Raw genomic sequence first — 16,152 nt, 5'->3', positions numbered from 1 at the left:
CAGATCCATGCAGGTACAGAGAAAAAATGCCAGGATGATTTGCCTCTCATCCTGGCATCTTTTTTATTGATTTACGTGTAAAAGGCTTTTATGCCCGAAGTTCAATTCCCAGTCCCTGTAATCCGTTAAGGATCTTTTTCATCACAGCAAGAACCTCCTGCTCCTCCAGGGTATGATCGCCTGCACGGAAGGTGATAGAATAGGCAACAGACTTATATCCTGATAAAATCTGGGTTCCTTCATATATATCGAAAAGCTCATAGCTTTCCAATATCTTTCCGCCCCGCTGCTCGATGATCTCTTCGATCTGTCCGACCAGAATTTCCTTTGGAACCACCATGCTGATGTCTCTTGTAACAGCCGGATATTTTGCAATTCCGGTGTATTTCCGGTCAAAGCTTGTGAACGGGATCATGGATGGCATATCGATCACCGCCACATAGGCCCGTTCCCCGATCTTATAGTTGTCAGCCACCTCCGGATGGACTTCTCCCAGATATCCGATGGTTACCCCATCATAAACGATATCTGCCTGTCTTCCTGGGTGAAGGAATGTTTTATTGCCCTTTGGATCGTAATGAGGCTTTTTGTGCATTCCCGTTTTATCGAAAAATTCTTCAATAACGCCCTTCATATCAAAGAAATCGCCATCCCCATAAAAACCAAGGGTAAATTGCATTCTTTCATCAGGAAGCTCTGTTAATGGGAGCGCCTTTGGAAGATAAATATTGGCCAGTTCATAAAGGCGGACATTCTTATTCCTGCGGTTGTAGTTGGTGGATAAGGAGTTTAACATTCCATGAAGAGGGGAGGTTCTCATAACACTGAAATCCTCTCCCAACGGATTTAAGATATTCACCGTCACGCGGAGCGGGCTGTCACCTGGAATCAGCAGCCGGTCAAATACCTTGGGGCTTTCAAAGGAATAGGTCATTCCCTGGGAAAATCCGCAGAATTCCGCCACCTCTCTTGCCACCTCTTCTATCCTTAATTTGTAGGACAGTTTTCCGGTGGTTGCTTCACCTGTTGGCAGGGATACGGGGATCTTGTCATATCCAAAGAATCTGGCAACTTCCTCCGCCAAATCCGCCATACAGTTTAAATCCTGCCGGAAGGTTGGAATAAGAACTTCGCCTGCTGGCTCATCATATCCCAAATCCAGCTTTTTAAAGTATCCAAGCATTGTTTCCGGTTCAATCTCAGTTCCCAGAAGCCTGTTCATCTTTTCCGGCTCAAAGGGAAGTCTTTTTCCCTCACGCTTCTCCGGATATATGTCGATCATGCCGCCCACGACTTCTCCTGCGCCCAGCTCCTCGATCAGCTGGCAGGCGCGGTTAATCGCCTCCTCGGCATTGTTTGGGTCAAGTCCTTTTTCAAATTTACCGGAAGCATCGGTCCTTAATCCAACTTTTTTAGAAGAAAGGCGGATATTGGTCCCATCAAAGCAGGCGCTTTCAAACACCATGGTATTCACCTCATCGGTGATCTTGGAGTTCTCTCCTCCCATAATGCCGGCGATTCCTACCGCCTTTTCCCCATCGTTGATCATGAGAATGGTGCTGTCCAGCTTTCTCTCCTGTTCGTCAAGGGTTTGGAAGGTATCGCCTTCTCCCGCGCGTTTTACAATGATTTCATGATTTGCAAGCATGTCATAATCAAAGGCATGCATTGGCTGTCCGTACTCTTCCATTACATAATTCGTAATGTCCACGATATTATTAATGGGTCGGATTCCGCATGCGGCAAGGCGTCTCTGCATCCAGGCCGGGGAAGGAGCAAGCTTGATATTTTTCACCATTCTCGCACAATAGCGGGGACAAAGACAGCTGTCTTCCACGGATACCTTCAGATAGTCATGGATATCCTCGCTGTTGCCTGTTGCAGTTACCACCGGAGGTACAAATGGTTTATGAAAGGTTGCAGCCGCTTCTCTTGCAATTCCTATCACACTATAGCAGTCCACACGGTTTGAGGTGATTTCATATTCAAATACGGAATCACGCAGGCCCAGTACCTCAATGGCGTCAGCACCTACTACTGTATCTTCAGGCAGAATGTAAATTCCGCTTTCCGGAGCATCCGGATACATTTCATTGGAAAATCCCAGTTCTTCAATGGAACACATCATGCCGCAGGATTCGATTCCTCTAAGCTTTCCCTTTTTAATCCGGATTCCTTCTTCCGGAAGGGGACCGCCGTCATGGCCTCCTGCCACCTTTCCTCCATCTAATACCACAGGAATCTTATCTCCTGTCTTTACATTGGATGCGCCTGTGACGATCTGTACGGTTTCTGCACCAACACTAACCTGACAGATGATCAGCTTATCTGCATCCGGATGACGCGTGATGGATAATATCTGTCCAACCACGATTTTCTCTAAATTTTTATCCAGGCATACATAGCCCTCAACTTTTGATCCGGTAAGCGTCATGGCATCTGTATATTCCTGAGCTGTTACGTCTAAATCCGGAACGTATGCTTTAATCCATGATAATGGTGTATTCATTGATCTATCTTCCTTTCCTTAAAACTGCTTTAAGAATCTGATGTCGTTCTCATATAACAATCTCATGTCATCAATTTCATATTTTAACAGGGCAATCCGCTCCAATCCAACGCCGAATGCAAAGCCGGAATATTTATTCGGATCGATTCCGCTCATCGTAAGCACGTTTGGATGAACCATGCCGCAGCCGAGAATCTCAATCCAGCCGGAGCCTTTGCAGAAACGGCAGCCTTTTCCGCCGCATTTAAAGCAGGTAACATCCATTTCCGCACTTGGTTCTGTAAATGGGAAATGGTGAGGACGGAATTTTACTTTCGTCTCTAAGCCAAAAAGCTCTCTTGCAAATTCCGCAAGGGTTCCTTTTAAATCCGCAAATGTGATATTTTTATCAATTACAAGACCTTCAATCTGATGGAAGGAAGGAGAATGGGTCGCATCCACCTCATCAGACCGGAATACACGGCCGGGAGCCAGCATGCGGATGGGCAGATTGCCTTTTTCCATGGTCCTGACCTGAACCGGTGATGTCTGGCTCCTTAATACGATGTTGTCACTGATATAAAAGGTATCCTGTTCGTCTCTTGCCGGATGATTCTTGGGTATATTCAACTTTTCAAAGTTATAGAAGTCGTATTCTACCTCCGGTCCTTCAATGACCTCGTAACCCATGCCAATGAAAATTCTCTCAACCTCTTCCAGTGCAATGTTGTTGGGATGGGTGTGGCCTACTTTATTCCGCCTTCCGGGAAGAGTTACATCAATCACTTCTTTTTTCATCTGCTCTTCTCTGGCTTTCTTTTGCAGGGCGGACATAGCCTCCTCTAATTTCCCCTCAATCAAGGTCCGGGCGTCATTTACCATCTGGCCCACCTTTGGCCTGTCTTCCGGTGCAACGTCCTTCATACTCTTTAATACACTGGTCAGCTCACCCTTTTTTCCAAGATAAGCGACCTTAATGTCGTTCAGTTTTTCCAGCGCATCTGAAGCTTCAATCTGCTTTAATGCTTCCTGTTTGATTTTTTCCAATTGGTCCTTCATCGGCTCTCCTTCTTTTCATGATCAAATTTTATTTACCTGCTTTAACAGAAAATGAACTAAAAAAGCTCCGCCCCAAAAAGGGACGAAGCTATATTCGCGGTACCACCCTGATTCCTGCGTATGACACAGGCACTCGGTATACGTAACGTGTATTGACGTCATGACTTACCCGCCAGACCGGCAGCCAAAGCTGTCACTGGTTTCAATCATGCTGCTTCGGTGGGAAATTCAATCTCTTAGCTGAACTTAAAAGGGCTTACAGCCGATGGCCCCTTCTCTCTGGAAGAAAATAAGGATTTACTTACACCTTCATTGCATTTAATCTTTTTAATTGTAACGTTACGTACCATTGTAATAACGGATGTTCAAAATGTCAAGGATTATTTTTATATGGATTGTATCAGAAGGTAATAAGCCGGGGATCCGGCCTTTTTCCTTTCTTAAATAGCATCTTTATAAGCTTCTTCTAAAATTCTTTTAAATTCAAGGAGTATTTCATAGGTTTCAGCCCGTTTTTCCAGGTGCTCTATAAAAATGTCAATATATTTCTTATCTTCGGCTCTTTTCGTTTTCTCAATCTGAACTCTTTCTTTTTCTTTTTTATAAAAATGGACCAGCAAAATTAAAAGTACACTCTCAGCTATCAGTGCACCCGTCAATATGATATCTAAAAAACTCATTTTTTCCCCCTGTTCTTTTAAACCTTAAAATAAGACCAAGATTTTTAAACTGTCTTTTACAGAATCAATATCTTAATCCGTTCCTGTAATGGAACCATAAAAATCATCCATACCCCCTTCCCTTATCCGTGTACTGCAAAGGAACTATTACAGGCCTGAAAGAGGCCGTCCTCTCAGCCTCCATAATCTCTGACATATTTTTACCGCCTTTGTATTATTTTATAATGAATATCGAACTTTATAAAGTGTTTCATAACAAAAAAATAATAATAGCGCCAGAAAAGCATATCTTGACTCGCTTTCTGGCGCTATTTTTAAGTTTTATGGGAACTAAACAGCAAATTGGCTATTATAAAGCTGCGCGTAAAATCCATTTTGGGAAATCAGGCTGTCATGAGTTCCCTGCTCAATGATGTGACCATCCCGCATTACAAGTATCACATCTGCTTCTTTAATCGTAGAAAGCCGGTGGGCAACGATAAAGCTGGTACGCCCTTCCATCATTTTTCCAAAAGCCTTCTGTATTTTTATCTCGGTTCTGGTATCAATGGAGGAAGTTGCTTCATCGAGGATCAGCATAGGTGGAAGACAGAGCATGACTCTGGCAATGCATAAAAGCTGCTTTTGACCCTGGGATAAGTTTCCGCCGTCTTCCGATATGATGGTATCATATCCTTCCGGCATTCGCCTGATAAAACCATGGGCATGAGCCTCCTTTGCGGCAAGAATGATCTCCTCTTCAGCCGCATCCGGTCTTCCATAAGCGATATTTTCACGAATGGTCCCTGATTTCAGCCAGGTTTCCTGAAGCACCATGCCGTAACTGGTTCTTAAGCTTTGTCTGGTCATATGGCGCACATCTGTCCCATCCACCTGGATAGAACCGGAATCCACATCATAAAAACGCATGAGAAGATTAATCACCGTGCTTTTTCCACAGCCCGTTGGGCCTACAATTGCTACTCTCTGTCCCTGACGTACTTTTAGATTCATATCCTCAATTAAGGCGGTCTCCGGGTTATAGGAAAAGTACACATGTTCCAGGGATACCTCTCCCTTTGCATTGCTAAGCACTGCAGCATCAGGCTTCTCCGGGACTTCAGGCTCTTCGTCAATCAGTTCAAACACACGTGCAGCAGAGGCCAGGGCGTTTTGAAGCTCAGTAATCACACCCGATATTTCATTAAATGGCTTTGTATATTGATTGGCATAACTTAAAAAGCTGGAAAGCTGTCCTACGGATAATAGCCCTTTTACAGCCGCAAAGGCTCCGGCGATTCCAACGCTGGCATAAACCAGGCTGTTCACGAAGCGGGTTGCAGGATTGGTAATGGAGGAAAAGAATGTGGCTTTTAAGCTCCAGACACGCAAATCTTCATTAATATCTTCAAATTTCTCCTGTGCATCGGCTTCATGTGCAAAAGCCTGCACCACCTTCTGATTTCCCAGCATCTCTTCCACAAGAGAAGTCAGCTCCCCTCTGGTCTGTGACTGCATCTTAAACATGCGGAAGGTCCTTCTTGCAATAAAGCTTGCGGCAAACAGGGAAACCGGTGTTACCAGTACCACCACAACCGTTATGGCCGGATTCATGGAAAACATGAAAACCAGTGTTCCCAAAATGGTGAGAACTCCGGTGAACAGCTGGGTAAAGCCCATTAGCAGCCCGTCGGAAAACTGGTCGATATCCGTGATGATCCTGTTTATGATATCTCCGTGAGAATGGGAGTCAATATATTTTAAAGGAAGGATCTCCAGCTTATCAAATGCCTGGGTTCTGATATCCTTTACCACCCGGTAGGTAACCAGATTGTTGATATGGCTCATAAGCCACTGGGCTGCCGCTGTTATTGCTATGATAACTCCGATTTGTTTTAAAATCGTCCACATGCCGGCAAAATCAACAGCTCCTGCTCCCACAATGCAGTCAATAGCCCGGCCTGTGAGGATGGGAACGTACAACGTCAGCAGGACCGTGACAAAGGCACAAGCCAAGGAAGCAGCAACTCCCCATTTATAACGGCCAATGCAGCTAAGGATCCGTTTGACAGTATATCTGTAATTTTTTATGTCCATGCTATTGCACCTCCTCTTTAGACAGCTGGGATAAGCATATTTCCCGGTAAACCTGGCAAGAAGCTAACAGCTCCTCATGAGTTCCCCAGCCTGCCATCTGCCCGTCATCCAGGACCAGGATCCTGTCCGCGTTTTTAATGCTGGAAGCTCTCTGGGATACCAGGAATACAGTCATACTCCCGGTACTTTCCTTAATTGCCTTTCTAAGCCTGGCATCGGTAGCAAAATCCAGGGCAGAGGCGCTGTCATCCATAATGAGAATTTTAGGGTCTTTTACCAATGCCCTGGCAATTGCAAGCCTCTGACGCTGCCCTCCGGAAAGATTCTTTCCTCCCGCCTGGATCGTGAGCTCCAGCCCCTGTCCTTTTTCCTCTACAAAATCTTTTGCCTGGGCAATCGAAAGAGCCTCATAAATCTCCTGATCTGTTGCCTCCTTTTTCCCCCATTTCATATTTTCCCGAAGGGTTCCTTTAAAAAGCACCGCCTTTTGAGGGACAATCCCAACCAGCTCCCTAAGCTGGCCCAAAGGATATTGCTTTACGTCAACTCCTCCCACCTTTACGGATCCTTCTGTGACCTCATAAAACCGGGGAATCAGATTAACCAGCGTAGTCTTACCGGAACCTGTTCCTCCGATGATTCCAATGGTCTCCCCCTTCATGACCTGAAAGGATAAACCGCTTAATGCCGCATCCTTGGCCCCTGTATAGGCAAACGTCATATGCTCAAATTCTACTTTGGGAACATCCTGTTTTTCTTCCACATCCTTATGAGAAACCTCTGTAATGGCTGGTTCCTGTTCAAACACAGCGCTAATCCGGCCTCCGCAGGCTAAGGATTTTGAAATCGTGATGATCAGATTTGCCAGTTTCACAAGCTCCACCAAAATCTGGGACATGTAATTTACCAAAGCAATCACTTCCCCCTGGGTGATGATGCCGCTCTGCACCTGTCTGGCGCCGGTGTTTATAAGAACGATGACACCTAAGTTGATCAGCACATAGGTAAGGGGATTCATTAAGGCTGAAATCTTTCCTACAAAAACCTGGAAGCGTACTAAAAGGCCATTTTCCTCATCAAACCGGCGTATTTCATCATTTTGGCGGTCAAACGCACGGATGACACGGACTCCTTCAAGATTCTCCCTGACAGCCAAAAGCACCTGGTCCAATTGCTTCTGCACCTTTTTATATAATGGGATGCTGATCAGCATAATGCCGAATACAACAAAGGATAGAACAGGGATAAGCACCGCAAAAACAAGAGCTGCCCTGGCATTGATGGTAAACGCCATGATCATAGCGCCGCATACCACAAACGGAGAACGAAGGAACAGACGGAGGAATAAGTTCACTCCAGACTGTACCTGATTGGCATCGCTGGTAATACGGGTAATCAGGGTCGCCGTCCCAATGGAATCAATTTCATGGTACGAGAGCCTGTTGATGTGGGCAAACAAATCATTTCTGAGAGAAGTTCCGAAGCCGGCCGCTGCTTTTGCCGCAAAATACTGAGCCGTAATAGAACAGACAAGGCCTATGACGCCAAGCAGCACCAATAATCCGCCCATCTTAAGTATATAAGGCATATTCTGGGACTTAATCCCTACGTCAATCACCTTTGCCACTACAAGAGGCACCAATAATTCAAAGCAGGCTTCCAGAAGCTTAAATAACGGTCCCATAACGCTTTCTATCTTATAGTCCTTTAAATATTTCAGGAGCTTTTTCATCCTATATTCCTCCGCTTTTAAAAATTAAATACATTTTTGGAATAATACCTTGTAACATTATACCATTTTGGTATAATATTACAATACATAAATATGAAATAGAGGATATCCCAATGAATCCAATTAATTCAAAGCAGCTTTACTATTTTACAACAATTGCAGAAACCGGAGGCTTTACAGCCGCAGCAAAAAAGCTGGGATTATCCCAGCCACCATTAAGTAAGCAGATCATTCTGCTGGAAGAAGAGCTTGGGGTAAAGCTTTTTGATCGCGGCTCCAGAAAAACAGAGCTGACAGAAGCAGGTGCGTTTCTCTATTCCCGGGCCAGGGACATCCTGTCCATGATGGACTCCATTGTGGAAGAACTCGATCATTTTCCAACTGCCTCCAAAGGAATTTTAAAGCTGGGAACCATCTCTTCTTCCGGCAATCTGCTCCACGACTTTTTAAAGATATACTGCTGCACCCATCCAAAGGTACGGTTTGAAGTCACAGAAGGAAATACCTACGAGCTTCTGGAAAAGATGAAAAACGGGATTGTGGAATGCGCCATTATCAGGACTCCATTTAATGCGGAGGGTTTTGAATGTGTGTACGGAAAAGAGGAACCATTAATGGCGGTTGGAAACCCTTCCTTTTTTTCAGGCGTTCCCATGAATAAAATCAGGCTGACAGACCTTTCATGCAAGCCTTTGATCTATTACCGCCGGTTTGATTCCATCATCTCCCTTGCCTTCCAAAACAGCGGTATCATGCCCAATGTTTTTTGCCGCAATGATGATGCCAGAACCTGTCTCCAATGGGCAAGCACTGGTCTGGGAATCGCTCTGGTGCCTGAATCCATCAGCAAAATAGGGGAACACACTGACCTCGTTTTCAGGGAGATCGACTCTGAGGATACTGTTACCAGAATGGCGGCCGTGTATAAAAAAAATGGCTATGTTTCAAACATAGCCAAAGAATTTGTTTCCTATTTCGGAGAGCTGATGTCCCTTTCCTAATCAAAAAGACTTAACTGGGTTACCTCGTAATTCTTTTTGTAACCATGAATGATGTCTTTCATCCGGTATAATATCCCATACCGCTCACATTCCCGGGAAAATACCTGCCACAGCTTTCTTGCACCCGGGCTTGTACATTCATAACTGTTTCCAAAACGCTTGATATATTCTGAAACCAGATCCTGCTGGGGAAACCGTTCCCGGAGACGGTCAAAATACCATTCTCTCTGGTTATTGCGCAAAGTCACCCCAAAAGCAGGATAAATAAAACTGGCTCCGGTATCATGGGCGGCTTTTACGATTGAAAGGATATTTTCCTCATTATCCTCCAGAAACGGAAGGACCGGCATCAATAATATTCCCGTAAATATCCCGTTCTTTCTTAATGCCTCAATCAAGGCCAGCCGCTCCGAGGGGCGGGATACATTGGGTTCGATTTTTTTCGCCAGATCATCGTCTGTCGTGGTGACCGTCACTTTGCACAGAACAGGGGAATGCTCCATGATTCCTTTAAGAACATCTATATCCCGCTTAAGAAGGGCACTTTTCGTAGCCACTGCCGCCCCAAAGCCAAATGCGTCAATAAGCTCAAGGGCATGTCTTGTTAATTCATGCTCCTGTTCAAAGGGATTGTAGGGATCGCTCATAGCTCCAGTCCCCACAATGCCTGTTTTTACCTTGCGCCTTAGATCGTCCCGGATGATCCGAAGGGCATCCTCCTTGATCCGCACCGAATCAAAATTCTCAATCCGGTAACAGTCTGAGCGGCTGTCACAATAAATGCAGCCATGGCAGCACCCTTTATAGATATTCATATTATAGTCAATGCCAAACCACTGGGAGCCTTTTGTTTTGGTCACTATAGTTTTTGCAGGAATATATTCCATCCGCTTTCGTTCCTTTCCTCACTGCCCATTCTGATATTCACTGGCTTCATTCTATGATTTATGACCCGATCTGTCAATCATGTACGTGTTTTTTACCTGTTCATATGCATTCGGGAACATGCTCTGTCCGCCGGATTATGAATGGCACAGTAAAATTGCAGCGTTATTTTGCAATGTCATTTGAAAAAGGGGAATGCCTTGATATTTTTTTTATTACATGGTAATATGCTAATACCAGTGGGGAAAATCATGGCAGGAAAAGGAGATAATATGATTCGATTCTTATTGCGCTGCAAACAAATCTATGACAAATACAGCAGGGATGAAATGACCGTATATGCAGCCCAGGCCTCCTTCTTTACCATCATTGCGGCTTTTCCCTTTATGATGCTTTTATTGGCATTAATACAGCTAATCCCATCCATTACAAAAGCCAATCTGCTTCAGCTCATGGTCACAATCATCCCAAGTACCTTAGAAGTGAACAGCTTAATCGTATCTGTTATCGATGACCTTTATACCAATTCTCCGGTAGCTGTCCTTTCTGCGACCGCAGTGGCCGCCATATGGTCTGCCTCCCGTGGGATGCTTAGCATTGAGCGGGGCTTAAACAGGGTGTTTGGCCAGGAGAAAAAGCGGAATTATATCCTGACCCGGATCATCTGTGCCGGCTATACCATTATCTTTATGGTCATCTGTCTCCTTACCCTTGTTCTGCTGGTCCTTGGAGGGTCCATTCAGAGCTTTATGAACCGCCACTTTCCGCTTCTGGCCGAGATTACCCAGTATGTTCTTACGTTTCGTACCATGCTCGTTTTCATGCTGACGATCTGCTTTGCTGTCCTTTATACCTATGTTCCGGAAAAAAAGCAGCATTTTTACAGCCAGCTGCCCGGAGCCGCCTTTTGTACCTTGGGATGGATCGCTTCTTCTTTTGCGTTTTCCATTTATTTTAATAATTTTGGTAATTACTCGGTCATGTACGGAAGCCTTACCGCCATTGTGCTGTTAATGCTATGGATTTATACCTGTATCTGCATCATGTTTTTCGGAGCCGAAATTAATTATTATTATTCCATAGACTGGAAGGAACATATGCGCTATTAATTAAAAACCAGGGCTTGCAGAATAGATGCAGCCCTGGTTTTTAATTTGCAATTTTTTATTTAGGTAAACAAAGGAGTAGATAAGTATCTGTCCCCTGTATCGGGAAGAATCACAACGATCCTTTTTCCGGAAAATTCCGGTCGCTTTGCCACTTCCTTGGCAGCCCATACGGCCGCAGAGGAGGAAATCCCCACTAAAATCCCTTCCGTTTGTGCGATTTCTTTTCCTGTCTCGTAAGCATCACCATTTTCCACCGGTATAATTTCATCGTAAATATCCGTATTGAGGATTGATGGGACAAATCCGGCTCCGATTCCCTGAATCCCATGAGGCCCAGGCTTTCCTCCGGAAAGAACCGGTGAGGCAGCAGGTTCCACTGCTATCACTTTTATTTCAGGATTTTTACTTTTTAAGTACTCTCCTGCTCCTGTAATGGTACCTCCGGTTCCCACACCAGCGATCAGAACATCAATCTTTCCATCGGTATCCTCCCATATCTCAGGGCCGGTTGTTTCATAATGGGCTTTGGAATTGGATGGATTATCAAACTGTCCAAGAATAACGGAACCGGCAATTTCCATTTGCAGCTCTTTCGCCTTTGCAATGGCACCCGACATCCCCTTTGTACCTTCTGTTAATACAATTTCCGCTCCATAGGCCTTTAAAAGATTACGCCGCTCCACACTCATGGTCTCCGGCATGGTAAGAATGGCCTTATATCCCCTCATGGCAGCTATGCTGGCAATTCCGATTCCTGTGTTACCGGAAGTCGGTTCTATGATCGTGGCGCCCGGCTTTAAGACGCCGGACATTTCCGCATCCTGAATCATATAGAGGGCCGCCCGGTCCTTTACGCTTCCTGCAGGATTAAAATATTCCAGTTTCGCAATAATTGCGGCTGTCACATGGTTCCGTTTCCCATAATTTGACAATTCCACTAGGGGTGTATGACCGATCAGTTCTGATGCACTTTTTTTGATATTTTCCATATTCATCCTCTTTTCAACTGAAAAATATTCTTAGACAGGTTCCCTTTTTATTTTAGCCTTGCCAGAACCAACCGGCACGGCTTAGGCATTATGACAGCTCATAAAGGCTGCGATACTTTTCCTTTAAATACTGTATAAAATAATCCGGAGTAAAATCCTCACCCGTAACATCTTTTAAGATTTCACGGCTGGTTTTAAGCTTTCCAAACTTGTGGACATGTTCCCTTAAATACTCTCTTATAACGTCAAGCTTCCCATTTACAAGTAGCTCGTCAAAATCCATTTCTTTTCTCATATGGTAATAAAGCTGCGCTCCAAAAGCATTACCCAGAGCATAAGACGGAAAATAACCGATCAGTCCCTGGGACCAGTGGATATCCTGCAGGATCCCTTCCGATGGATTTTCCGGGCGTACCCCAAGATATTCCTCATATTTATCCGCCCAGATTTCCGGAAGTTTCTTTAAGTCAACATCTTCTTCCATAATCATTTTCTCTAATTCATAACGAATCATGATATGAAGATTGTAGGTGAGTTCGTCGGCCTCTGTCCGGATAAAGCTAGGCTCCACCTTATTAATTGCATCCATATACTGTTCTATGGAAATTTCCTTTAGTTTTTCAGGATAAAGCTCCTGAAGCTTTTCATAAAGAGGAACCCAGAAAGCCTGGCTGCGGCCGATGATGTTCTCAAAAAAGCGGGACTGTGATTCGTGCATTCCCATGGATGTCCCCTGCCCTACCGGAGTCTGTGTGATCTCGTCACTGATCCCCAGTTCATAAAGTCCATGACCGGCTTCATGAATTACGGAGAACATAGAGTTGTCTACCTTCTCCCGATAGCTGGTAGTGATCCTTACATCATGGTTATGGAGATTTGTCGTAAACGGATGGGCACTTTCTGAAAGGACGCCCTTTGTAAAGTCAAAGCCAACATATTCAGCAAGATAATGTGCCATTTCCCTTTGTTTTTCTTCCGAATAGCCGCCTGATAAAAAGGAATCATCAATGGTTTTTCCATTCTCCTTGATCTCTTTTAAAAGCGGTACGATTTCTTCTTTAAGCCGGCTGAAAAATTCATCTAAGAGTTCTATATTAAACCCTTTTTCAAACTCATCCAATATGACATCATAAAGCTTCTGGCCTTCCTTCTTCCGGTAAGAAGCAAACTTCTTTTTAAAACCGATTACCTTTTCAAGAGTCGGCGCAAAAGAATCAAAATCTTCCTCTTTTTTTGCCTTTGACCAGATTCTGGCTGCCTCTGCTATGAGCTGGGCATTTTCCCGGTACTCATTTGATGGAATGCACACCAGTTCTTCTCTGGCTTCCTTCGCTCCCTTGACAATGGCCCGCTCCACATCGGAAAGGCTTTTATCTTCCTCGCAGTCGGCAATGGCCTTCCCCATCTCTTCTCCAGTCATAACTCTGTAATATTCCTCAGAGAGCGCGCCGATTACCCTGGAAGTATAGGAACCGGCACCTTCCGGTGCAAGAGTTTCATTGTCCCATTCAAAAAGAACAAGAGAAGTTTGAAGTGCCATAGTCTTTTCCAGTAAAGAGGATAAAATTTCATAAGATTTGCTCATAATCTGTTTCTCCTTTATTTCTGCAAATATTGCTCCAGGCTTAGGAATGCCTACATTCCTTCATCCGGCAAGTGCTGCAAGATCAAATATACCCCAGCTTACTGTGGGGTATTAAACTTAAATTCAGGGACGCTAAGTATGAGTGTCCCCAGGCGGAATGAAAAAATACTTTTATAACCATCACTTACTGGAGCCAAAAATGGAAGCTTCTTTTATATCAAGGGTTTTAAGCCATTTTTTAACTTTTTCCTCCTGATATGCTTTTGCCGAAAAATCCTCAAGCTCCATATCAATGGGAATATCCATTTTCATAGTTGCCAGGATTTTGGAAAGCAGGGCTGCTTTTTCTCCGCACAATTCCTCCTCACTGGTCTTTGTCAATGACTTATAAGGGGAACGGGTGATTCCCAGTTCATTTTTCCAGAAATCCTGAAGCGCTTTCAGGCTCTTTTTATCAGACTCGGCCTCATGAATGGAACGGTATATCTCTTCCACAGTACCATATTCCCTGAGAAGCGGAGGAACTGCGCTGCTTACTCCTTTTACTCCCGGGATATTATCCGAAGAATCTCCCTGGATCCCCTTTAAATCTGCAATCTGTTCCGGCCTTACACCCTCTTCATTCAGTACCGTATCAGAGGTATATTCAAAAACCTTTTCAGGAAGATTGACCTCTTCTTTTTTTACACCATAAAAGGAATAATATTTTTTGTACAGCTCGTCCGCTTTCTCCTGCCGGGACTGGACCATCCACGCCCGGACATTGTATTCATCACTTACCAGCTGTAGATAATCGTGGTCCTTTGTGAGAAGGATCATGGAAATCTCCTCCCTGAATTTCATAACCAGGCTTCCGGCATAATCATCAGCTTCATACTGTTCGCTTAAAAGCACTTGAAAACCCACATCTTTTAAGATCTCTTCCATCAGTACAAACTGGCTTTTTAAAGGCTCCGGTGTGGCTCCCCTGGTTCCCTTATAATCCGGGTACAATTCTCTCCGAAATGTGTCCCTGGTTCTGTCAAACACAAAGGCAATGTGATCTGGCTGCTGCTTTTTCATCAGAGAGACCACCATCTTAAGCATTCCGAAAATAGCATTGGTATAAGTGCCGTCCTTTGCATGGAGGATCTTATCATAATGCTTCTGTTTTTCCTCCTCTGTCTTTGCGAACATGATCTCCCTTGGTAAAACTGCATAATAACAGGTCGACAGCATCGAGGAACCGTCAACGACTACAAATTTTCTTTCAGACATGTATTTCTCCATTCCTTTAAAATCTTTGCAGAATCAGGTAAAATAATTCTGCAATTCTGTTTCATTTTTCGCGCCCAAACGTTTCATAACCTCTTTCCGCTCCTGGGCAGATAATCCCTTCCATAGCTTTTGGACGCGAGGGTCCCCAAAACCGACGTATGGTATACCATTCCGCTCGCATTCATAGGATGATAAGTAGTGATTGAGAGCACTCCATTCCACATAAAACGAATTAATGCTGCGGCTTAAAGAGCTTACTTTTACCATGTTCCTTCCTCCCTGATAAATATGTGCTATCCCGTTCAGATATTCCATTCCATTATACTCTGAAATTCCAGTTATTCATAGTCTAATATTGTGTTTTAAAATATAATTTTCCTCAAAAGACGTTGAACTATGTAGCAATAGGCTATATAATACAGATATCAAGAATAAAAAGGGAAGGTACTATCAGAAAATGGAAAAAGAGATCAAATATCCGTATATTTTATTTAAAATTGCCGGTTCCCTCTACTGCATCAACAGTAAATACATATCAACCATTGTTCAACTGCCCAACTACAGCACAATACCGGCTGCCCCGGCCAATGTGACCGGAATGTTCAAATACCGGAATGAGGTCATACAAATGCTTGATTTGCGGGTAACCTTTGGACTTAAATCCATATCCGAAGAGTACAGGGCTTTTGAAGAGATGATTGATGCCAGAAAGCAGGATCACATCAATTGGGTAAAAGAACTGGAGCGTTTCATTGATGAGGGCGGAACCTTCCGTCTGGCAAAGGATCCCCATCAGTGCGCCCTCGGAAGGTGGTATGATAATTTTAAAACCGACAACCTTACCATTGCCAACCATCTCAGCAAAATAGAGGAGCCTCATGCAAGGCTTCATCTGGCAGCCGACGAAGCGGACAACTGTAAAAAAGACTGTGAAAACTGCCAGCAGGAAGAATGCCTTATTAAGATATTAAAACGAGTAAAGGAAGAATCCATGCCAACCATCCTGAATCTTTTGGACCAGACAAAGGAGCTATTCCGTACAACGATTTACAAGGAGATGGTTCTTATACTGGATGGCATCAGATGGGGAATCGTGGTTGACGAGATCGTTGCCGTTGAAGACCTTGATGCCATTGCAGGCAGAGACCAGGATCCCATGGTAAGCCATTGCTCCTATATCAGTCAGGTAATGGAAAGTCCAAAAAGCGAAGGTCTTATCTTTGAGCTGAACACAAAGTCCTTATCAGCCAGATTAAAGGAATTGGAGGCCGCCTTTTAAAGCTGTCTTTCC

The 16,152-nt window shown here is 44.2% G+C and carries 13 protein-coding genes and 1 other annotated feature; of the genes, 3 read left to right on the top strand and 10 right to left on the bottom strand.

What is annotated here, in order from left to right; all coding sequences use genetic code 11:
* Positions 1 to 88: 88 nt before the first annotated feature.
* From pheT to AC27IJ_RS15635, 5 genes are all read right to left on the bottom strand, one after another.
* Positions 89 to 2,509 (bottom strand): phenylalanine--tRNA ligase subunit beta, encoded by a 2,421-nt coding sequence (gene pheT / locus AC27IJ_RS15655; protein WP_312445768.1) that lies wholly within the window; start codon positions 2,507 to 2,509, stop codon positions 89 to 91.
* A gap of 18 nt (positions 2,510 to 2,527) precedes the next feature.
* Complete coding sequence (gene pheS, locus AC27IJ_RS15650; protein ID WP_487149677.1) at positions 2,528 to 3,547, bottom strand: phenylalanine--tRNA ligase subunit alpha; 1,020 nt, start codon at positions 3,545 to 3,547, stop codon at positions 2,528 to 2,530.
* Between the two features lie 75 nt (positions 3,548 to 3,622).
* Positions 3,623 to 3,869, bottom strand: a binding site (T-box leader).
* Positions 3,870 to 3,987: 118 nt separating this feature from the next.
* Positions 3,988 to 4,227, bottom strand: a complete 240-nt coding sequence (locus AC27IJ_RS15645; protein ID WP_312445772.1) for a hypothetical protein — start codon at positions 4,225 to 4,227, stop codon at positions 3,988 to 3,990.
* Between the two features lie 330 nt (positions 4,228 to 4,557).
* The gene (locus AC27IJ_RS15640; protein WP_313155352.1) at positions 4,558 to 6,303 is read right to left on the bottom strand and encodes an ABC transporter ATP-binding protein; all 1,746 of its coding nucleotides are present in this window, start codon (positions 6,301 to 6,303) and stop codon (positions 4,558 to 4,560) included.
* A gap of 1 nt (position 6,304) precedes the next feature.
* Positions 6,305 to 8,035, bottom strand: a complete 1,731-nt coding sequence (locus AC27IJ_RS15635) for an ABC transporter ATP-binding protein (protein ID WP_313256747.1) — start codon at positions 8,033 to 8,035, stop codon at positions 6,305 to 6,307.
* A gap of 113 nt (positions 8,036 to 8,148) precedes the next feature.
* Here AC27IJ_RS15635 and AC27IJ_RS15630 point away from each other — a divergent pair, with 113 nt between their 5' ends.
* Complete coding sequence (locus AC27IJ_RS15630; RefSeq protein ID WP_313155349.1) at positions 8,149 to 9,036, top strand: LysR family transcriptional regulator; 888 nt, start codon at positions 8,149 to 8,151, stop codon at positions 9,034 to 9,036.
* Here the strand turns inward: AC27IJ_RS15630 and AC27IJ_RS15625 are convergent.
* The gene (locus AC27IJ_RS15625; protein WP_312504162.1) at positions 9,033 to 9,923 is read right to left on the bottom strand and encodes an SPL family radical SAM protein; all 891 of its coding nucleotides are present in this window, start codon (positions 9,921 to 9,923) and stop codon (positions 9,033 to 9,035) included. The two genes, AC27IJ_RS15630 and AC27IJ_RS15625, sit on opposite strands and share 4 nt — an antisense overlap.
* 270 nt (positions 9,924 to 10,193) lie before the next feature.
* Between AC27IJ_RS15625 and AC27IJ_RS15620 the strand changes: the two genes are divergently transcribed.
* The gene (locus tag AC27IJ_RS15620; RefSeq protein ID WP_312445779.1) at positions 10,194 to 11,030 is read left to right on the top strand and encodes a YihY/virulence factor BrkB family protein; all 837 of its coding nucleotides are present in this window, start codon (positions 10,194 to 10,196) and stop codon (positions 11,028 to 11,030) included.
* 59 nt (positions 11,031 to 11,089) lie between these two features.
* Here the strand turns inward: AC27IJ_RS15620 and cysK are convergent, their stop codons facing one another.
* The 4 genes from cysK to AC27IJ_RS15600 form a co-directional block, all read right to left on the bottom strand.
* Positions 11,090 to 12,019, bottom strand: a complete 930-nt coding sequence (cysK, locus tag AC27IJ_RS15615) for a cysteine synthase A (protein WP_312445781.1) — start codon at positions 12,017 to 12,019, stop codon at positions 11,090 to 11,092.
* 88 nt (positions 12,020 to 12,107) lie between these two features.
* Positions 12,108 to 13,604 (bottom strand): carboxypeptidase M32, encoded by a 1,497-nt coding sequence (locus tag AC27IJ_RS15610; RefSeq protein WP_312445782.1) that lies wholly within the window; start codon positions 13,602 to 13,604, stop codon positions 12,108 to 12,110.
* Positions 13,605 to 13,784: 180 nt separating this feature from the next.
* Complete coding sequence (locus AC27IJ_RS15605; protein WP_312445785.1) at positions 13,785 to 14,861, bottom strand: 5'-3' exonuclease; 1,077 nt, start codon at positions 14,859 to 14,861, stop codon at positions 13,785 to 13,787.
* A gap of 33 nt (positions 14,862 to 14,894) precedes the next feature.
* Positions 14,895 to 15,128, bottom strand: a complete 234-nt coding sequence (locus AC27IJ_RS15600; RefSeq protein WP_312445787.1) for a hypothetical protein — start codon at positions 15,126 to 15,128, stop codon at positions 14,895 to 14,897.
* Positions 15,129 to 15,318: 190 nt separating this feature from the next.
* Here AC27IJ_RS15600 and AC27IJ_RS15595 point away from each other — a divergent pair, with 190 nt between their 5' ends.
* The gene (locus tag AC27IJ_RS15595) at positions 15,319 to 16,140 is read left to right on the top strand and encodes a CZB domain-containing protein (protein WP_312504157.1); all 822 of its coding nucleotides are present in this window, start codon (positions 15,319 to 15,321) and stop codon (positions 16,138 to 16,140) included.
* The last annotated feature ends 12 nt before the right edge of the window (positions 16,141 to 16,152 follow it).

The organism is Lacrimispora sp. YZC11, from assembly GCF_057543815.1.
The sequence above is the reverse complement of the archived record's forward strand: the minus strand, read 5'-3'. Positions and strand labels throughout refer to the sequence as shown.

What these genes read in the sequence shown, in the direction of transcription:
- pheT (WP_312445768.1), bottom strand. Translation starts at nt 2,509, where the DNA reads ATGAATACACCATTATCATGGATTAAAGCATACGTTCCGGATTTAGAC.
- pheS (WP_487149677.1), bottom strand. Translation starts at nt 3,547, where the DNA reads ATGAAGGACCAATTGGAAAAAATCAAACAGGAAGCATTAAAGCAGATT.
- AC27IJ_RS15645 (WP_312445772.1), bottom strand. Translation starts at nt 4,227, where the DNA reads ATGAGTTTTTTAGATATCATATTGACGGGTGCACTGATAGCTGAGAGT.
- AC27IJ_RS15640 (WP_313155352.1), bottom strand. Translation starts at nt 6,303, where the DNA reads ATGGACATAAAAAATTACAGATATACTGTCAAACGGATCCTTAGCTGC.
- AC27IJ_RS15635 (WP_313256747.1), bottom strand. Translation starts at nt 8,035, where the DNA reads ATGAAAAAGCTCCTGAAATATTTAAAGGACTATAAGATAGAAAGCGTT.
- AC27IJ_RS15630 (WP_313155349.1), top strand. Translation starts at nt 8,149, where the DNA reads ATGAATCCAATTAATTCAAAGCAGCTTTACTATTTTACAACAATTGCA.
- AC27IJ_RS15625 (WP_312504162.1), bottom strand. Translation starts at nt 9,923, where the DNA reads ATGGAATATATTCCTGCAAAAACTATAGTGACCAAAACAAAAGGCTCC.
- AC27IJ_RS15620 (WP_312445779.1), top strand. Translation starts at nt 10,194, where the DNA reads ATGATTCGATTCTTATTGCGCTGCAAACAAATCTATGACAAATACAGC.
- cysK (WP_312445781.1), bottom strand. Translation starts at nt 12,019, where the DNA reads ATGGAAAATATCAAAAAAAGTGCATCAGAACTGATCGGTCATACACCC.
- AC27IJ_RS15610 (WP_312445782.1), bottom strand. Translation starts at nt 13,604, where the DNA reads ATGAGCAAATCTTATGAAATTTTATCCTCTTTACTGGAAAAGACTATG.
- AC27IJ_RS15605 (WP_312445785.1), bottom strand. Translation starts at nt 14,861, where the DNA reads ATGTCTGAAAGAAAATTTGTAGTCGTTGACGGTTCCTCGATGCTGTCG.
- AC27IJ_RS15600 (WP_312445787.1), bottom strand. Translation starts at nt 15,128, where the DNA reads ATGGTAAAAGTAAGCTCTTTAAGCCGCAGCATTAATTCGTTTTATGTG.
- AC27IJ_RS15595 (WP_312504157.1), top strand. Translation starts at nt 15,319, where the DNA reads ATGGAAAAAGAGATCAAATATCCGTATATTTTATTTAAAATTGCCGGT.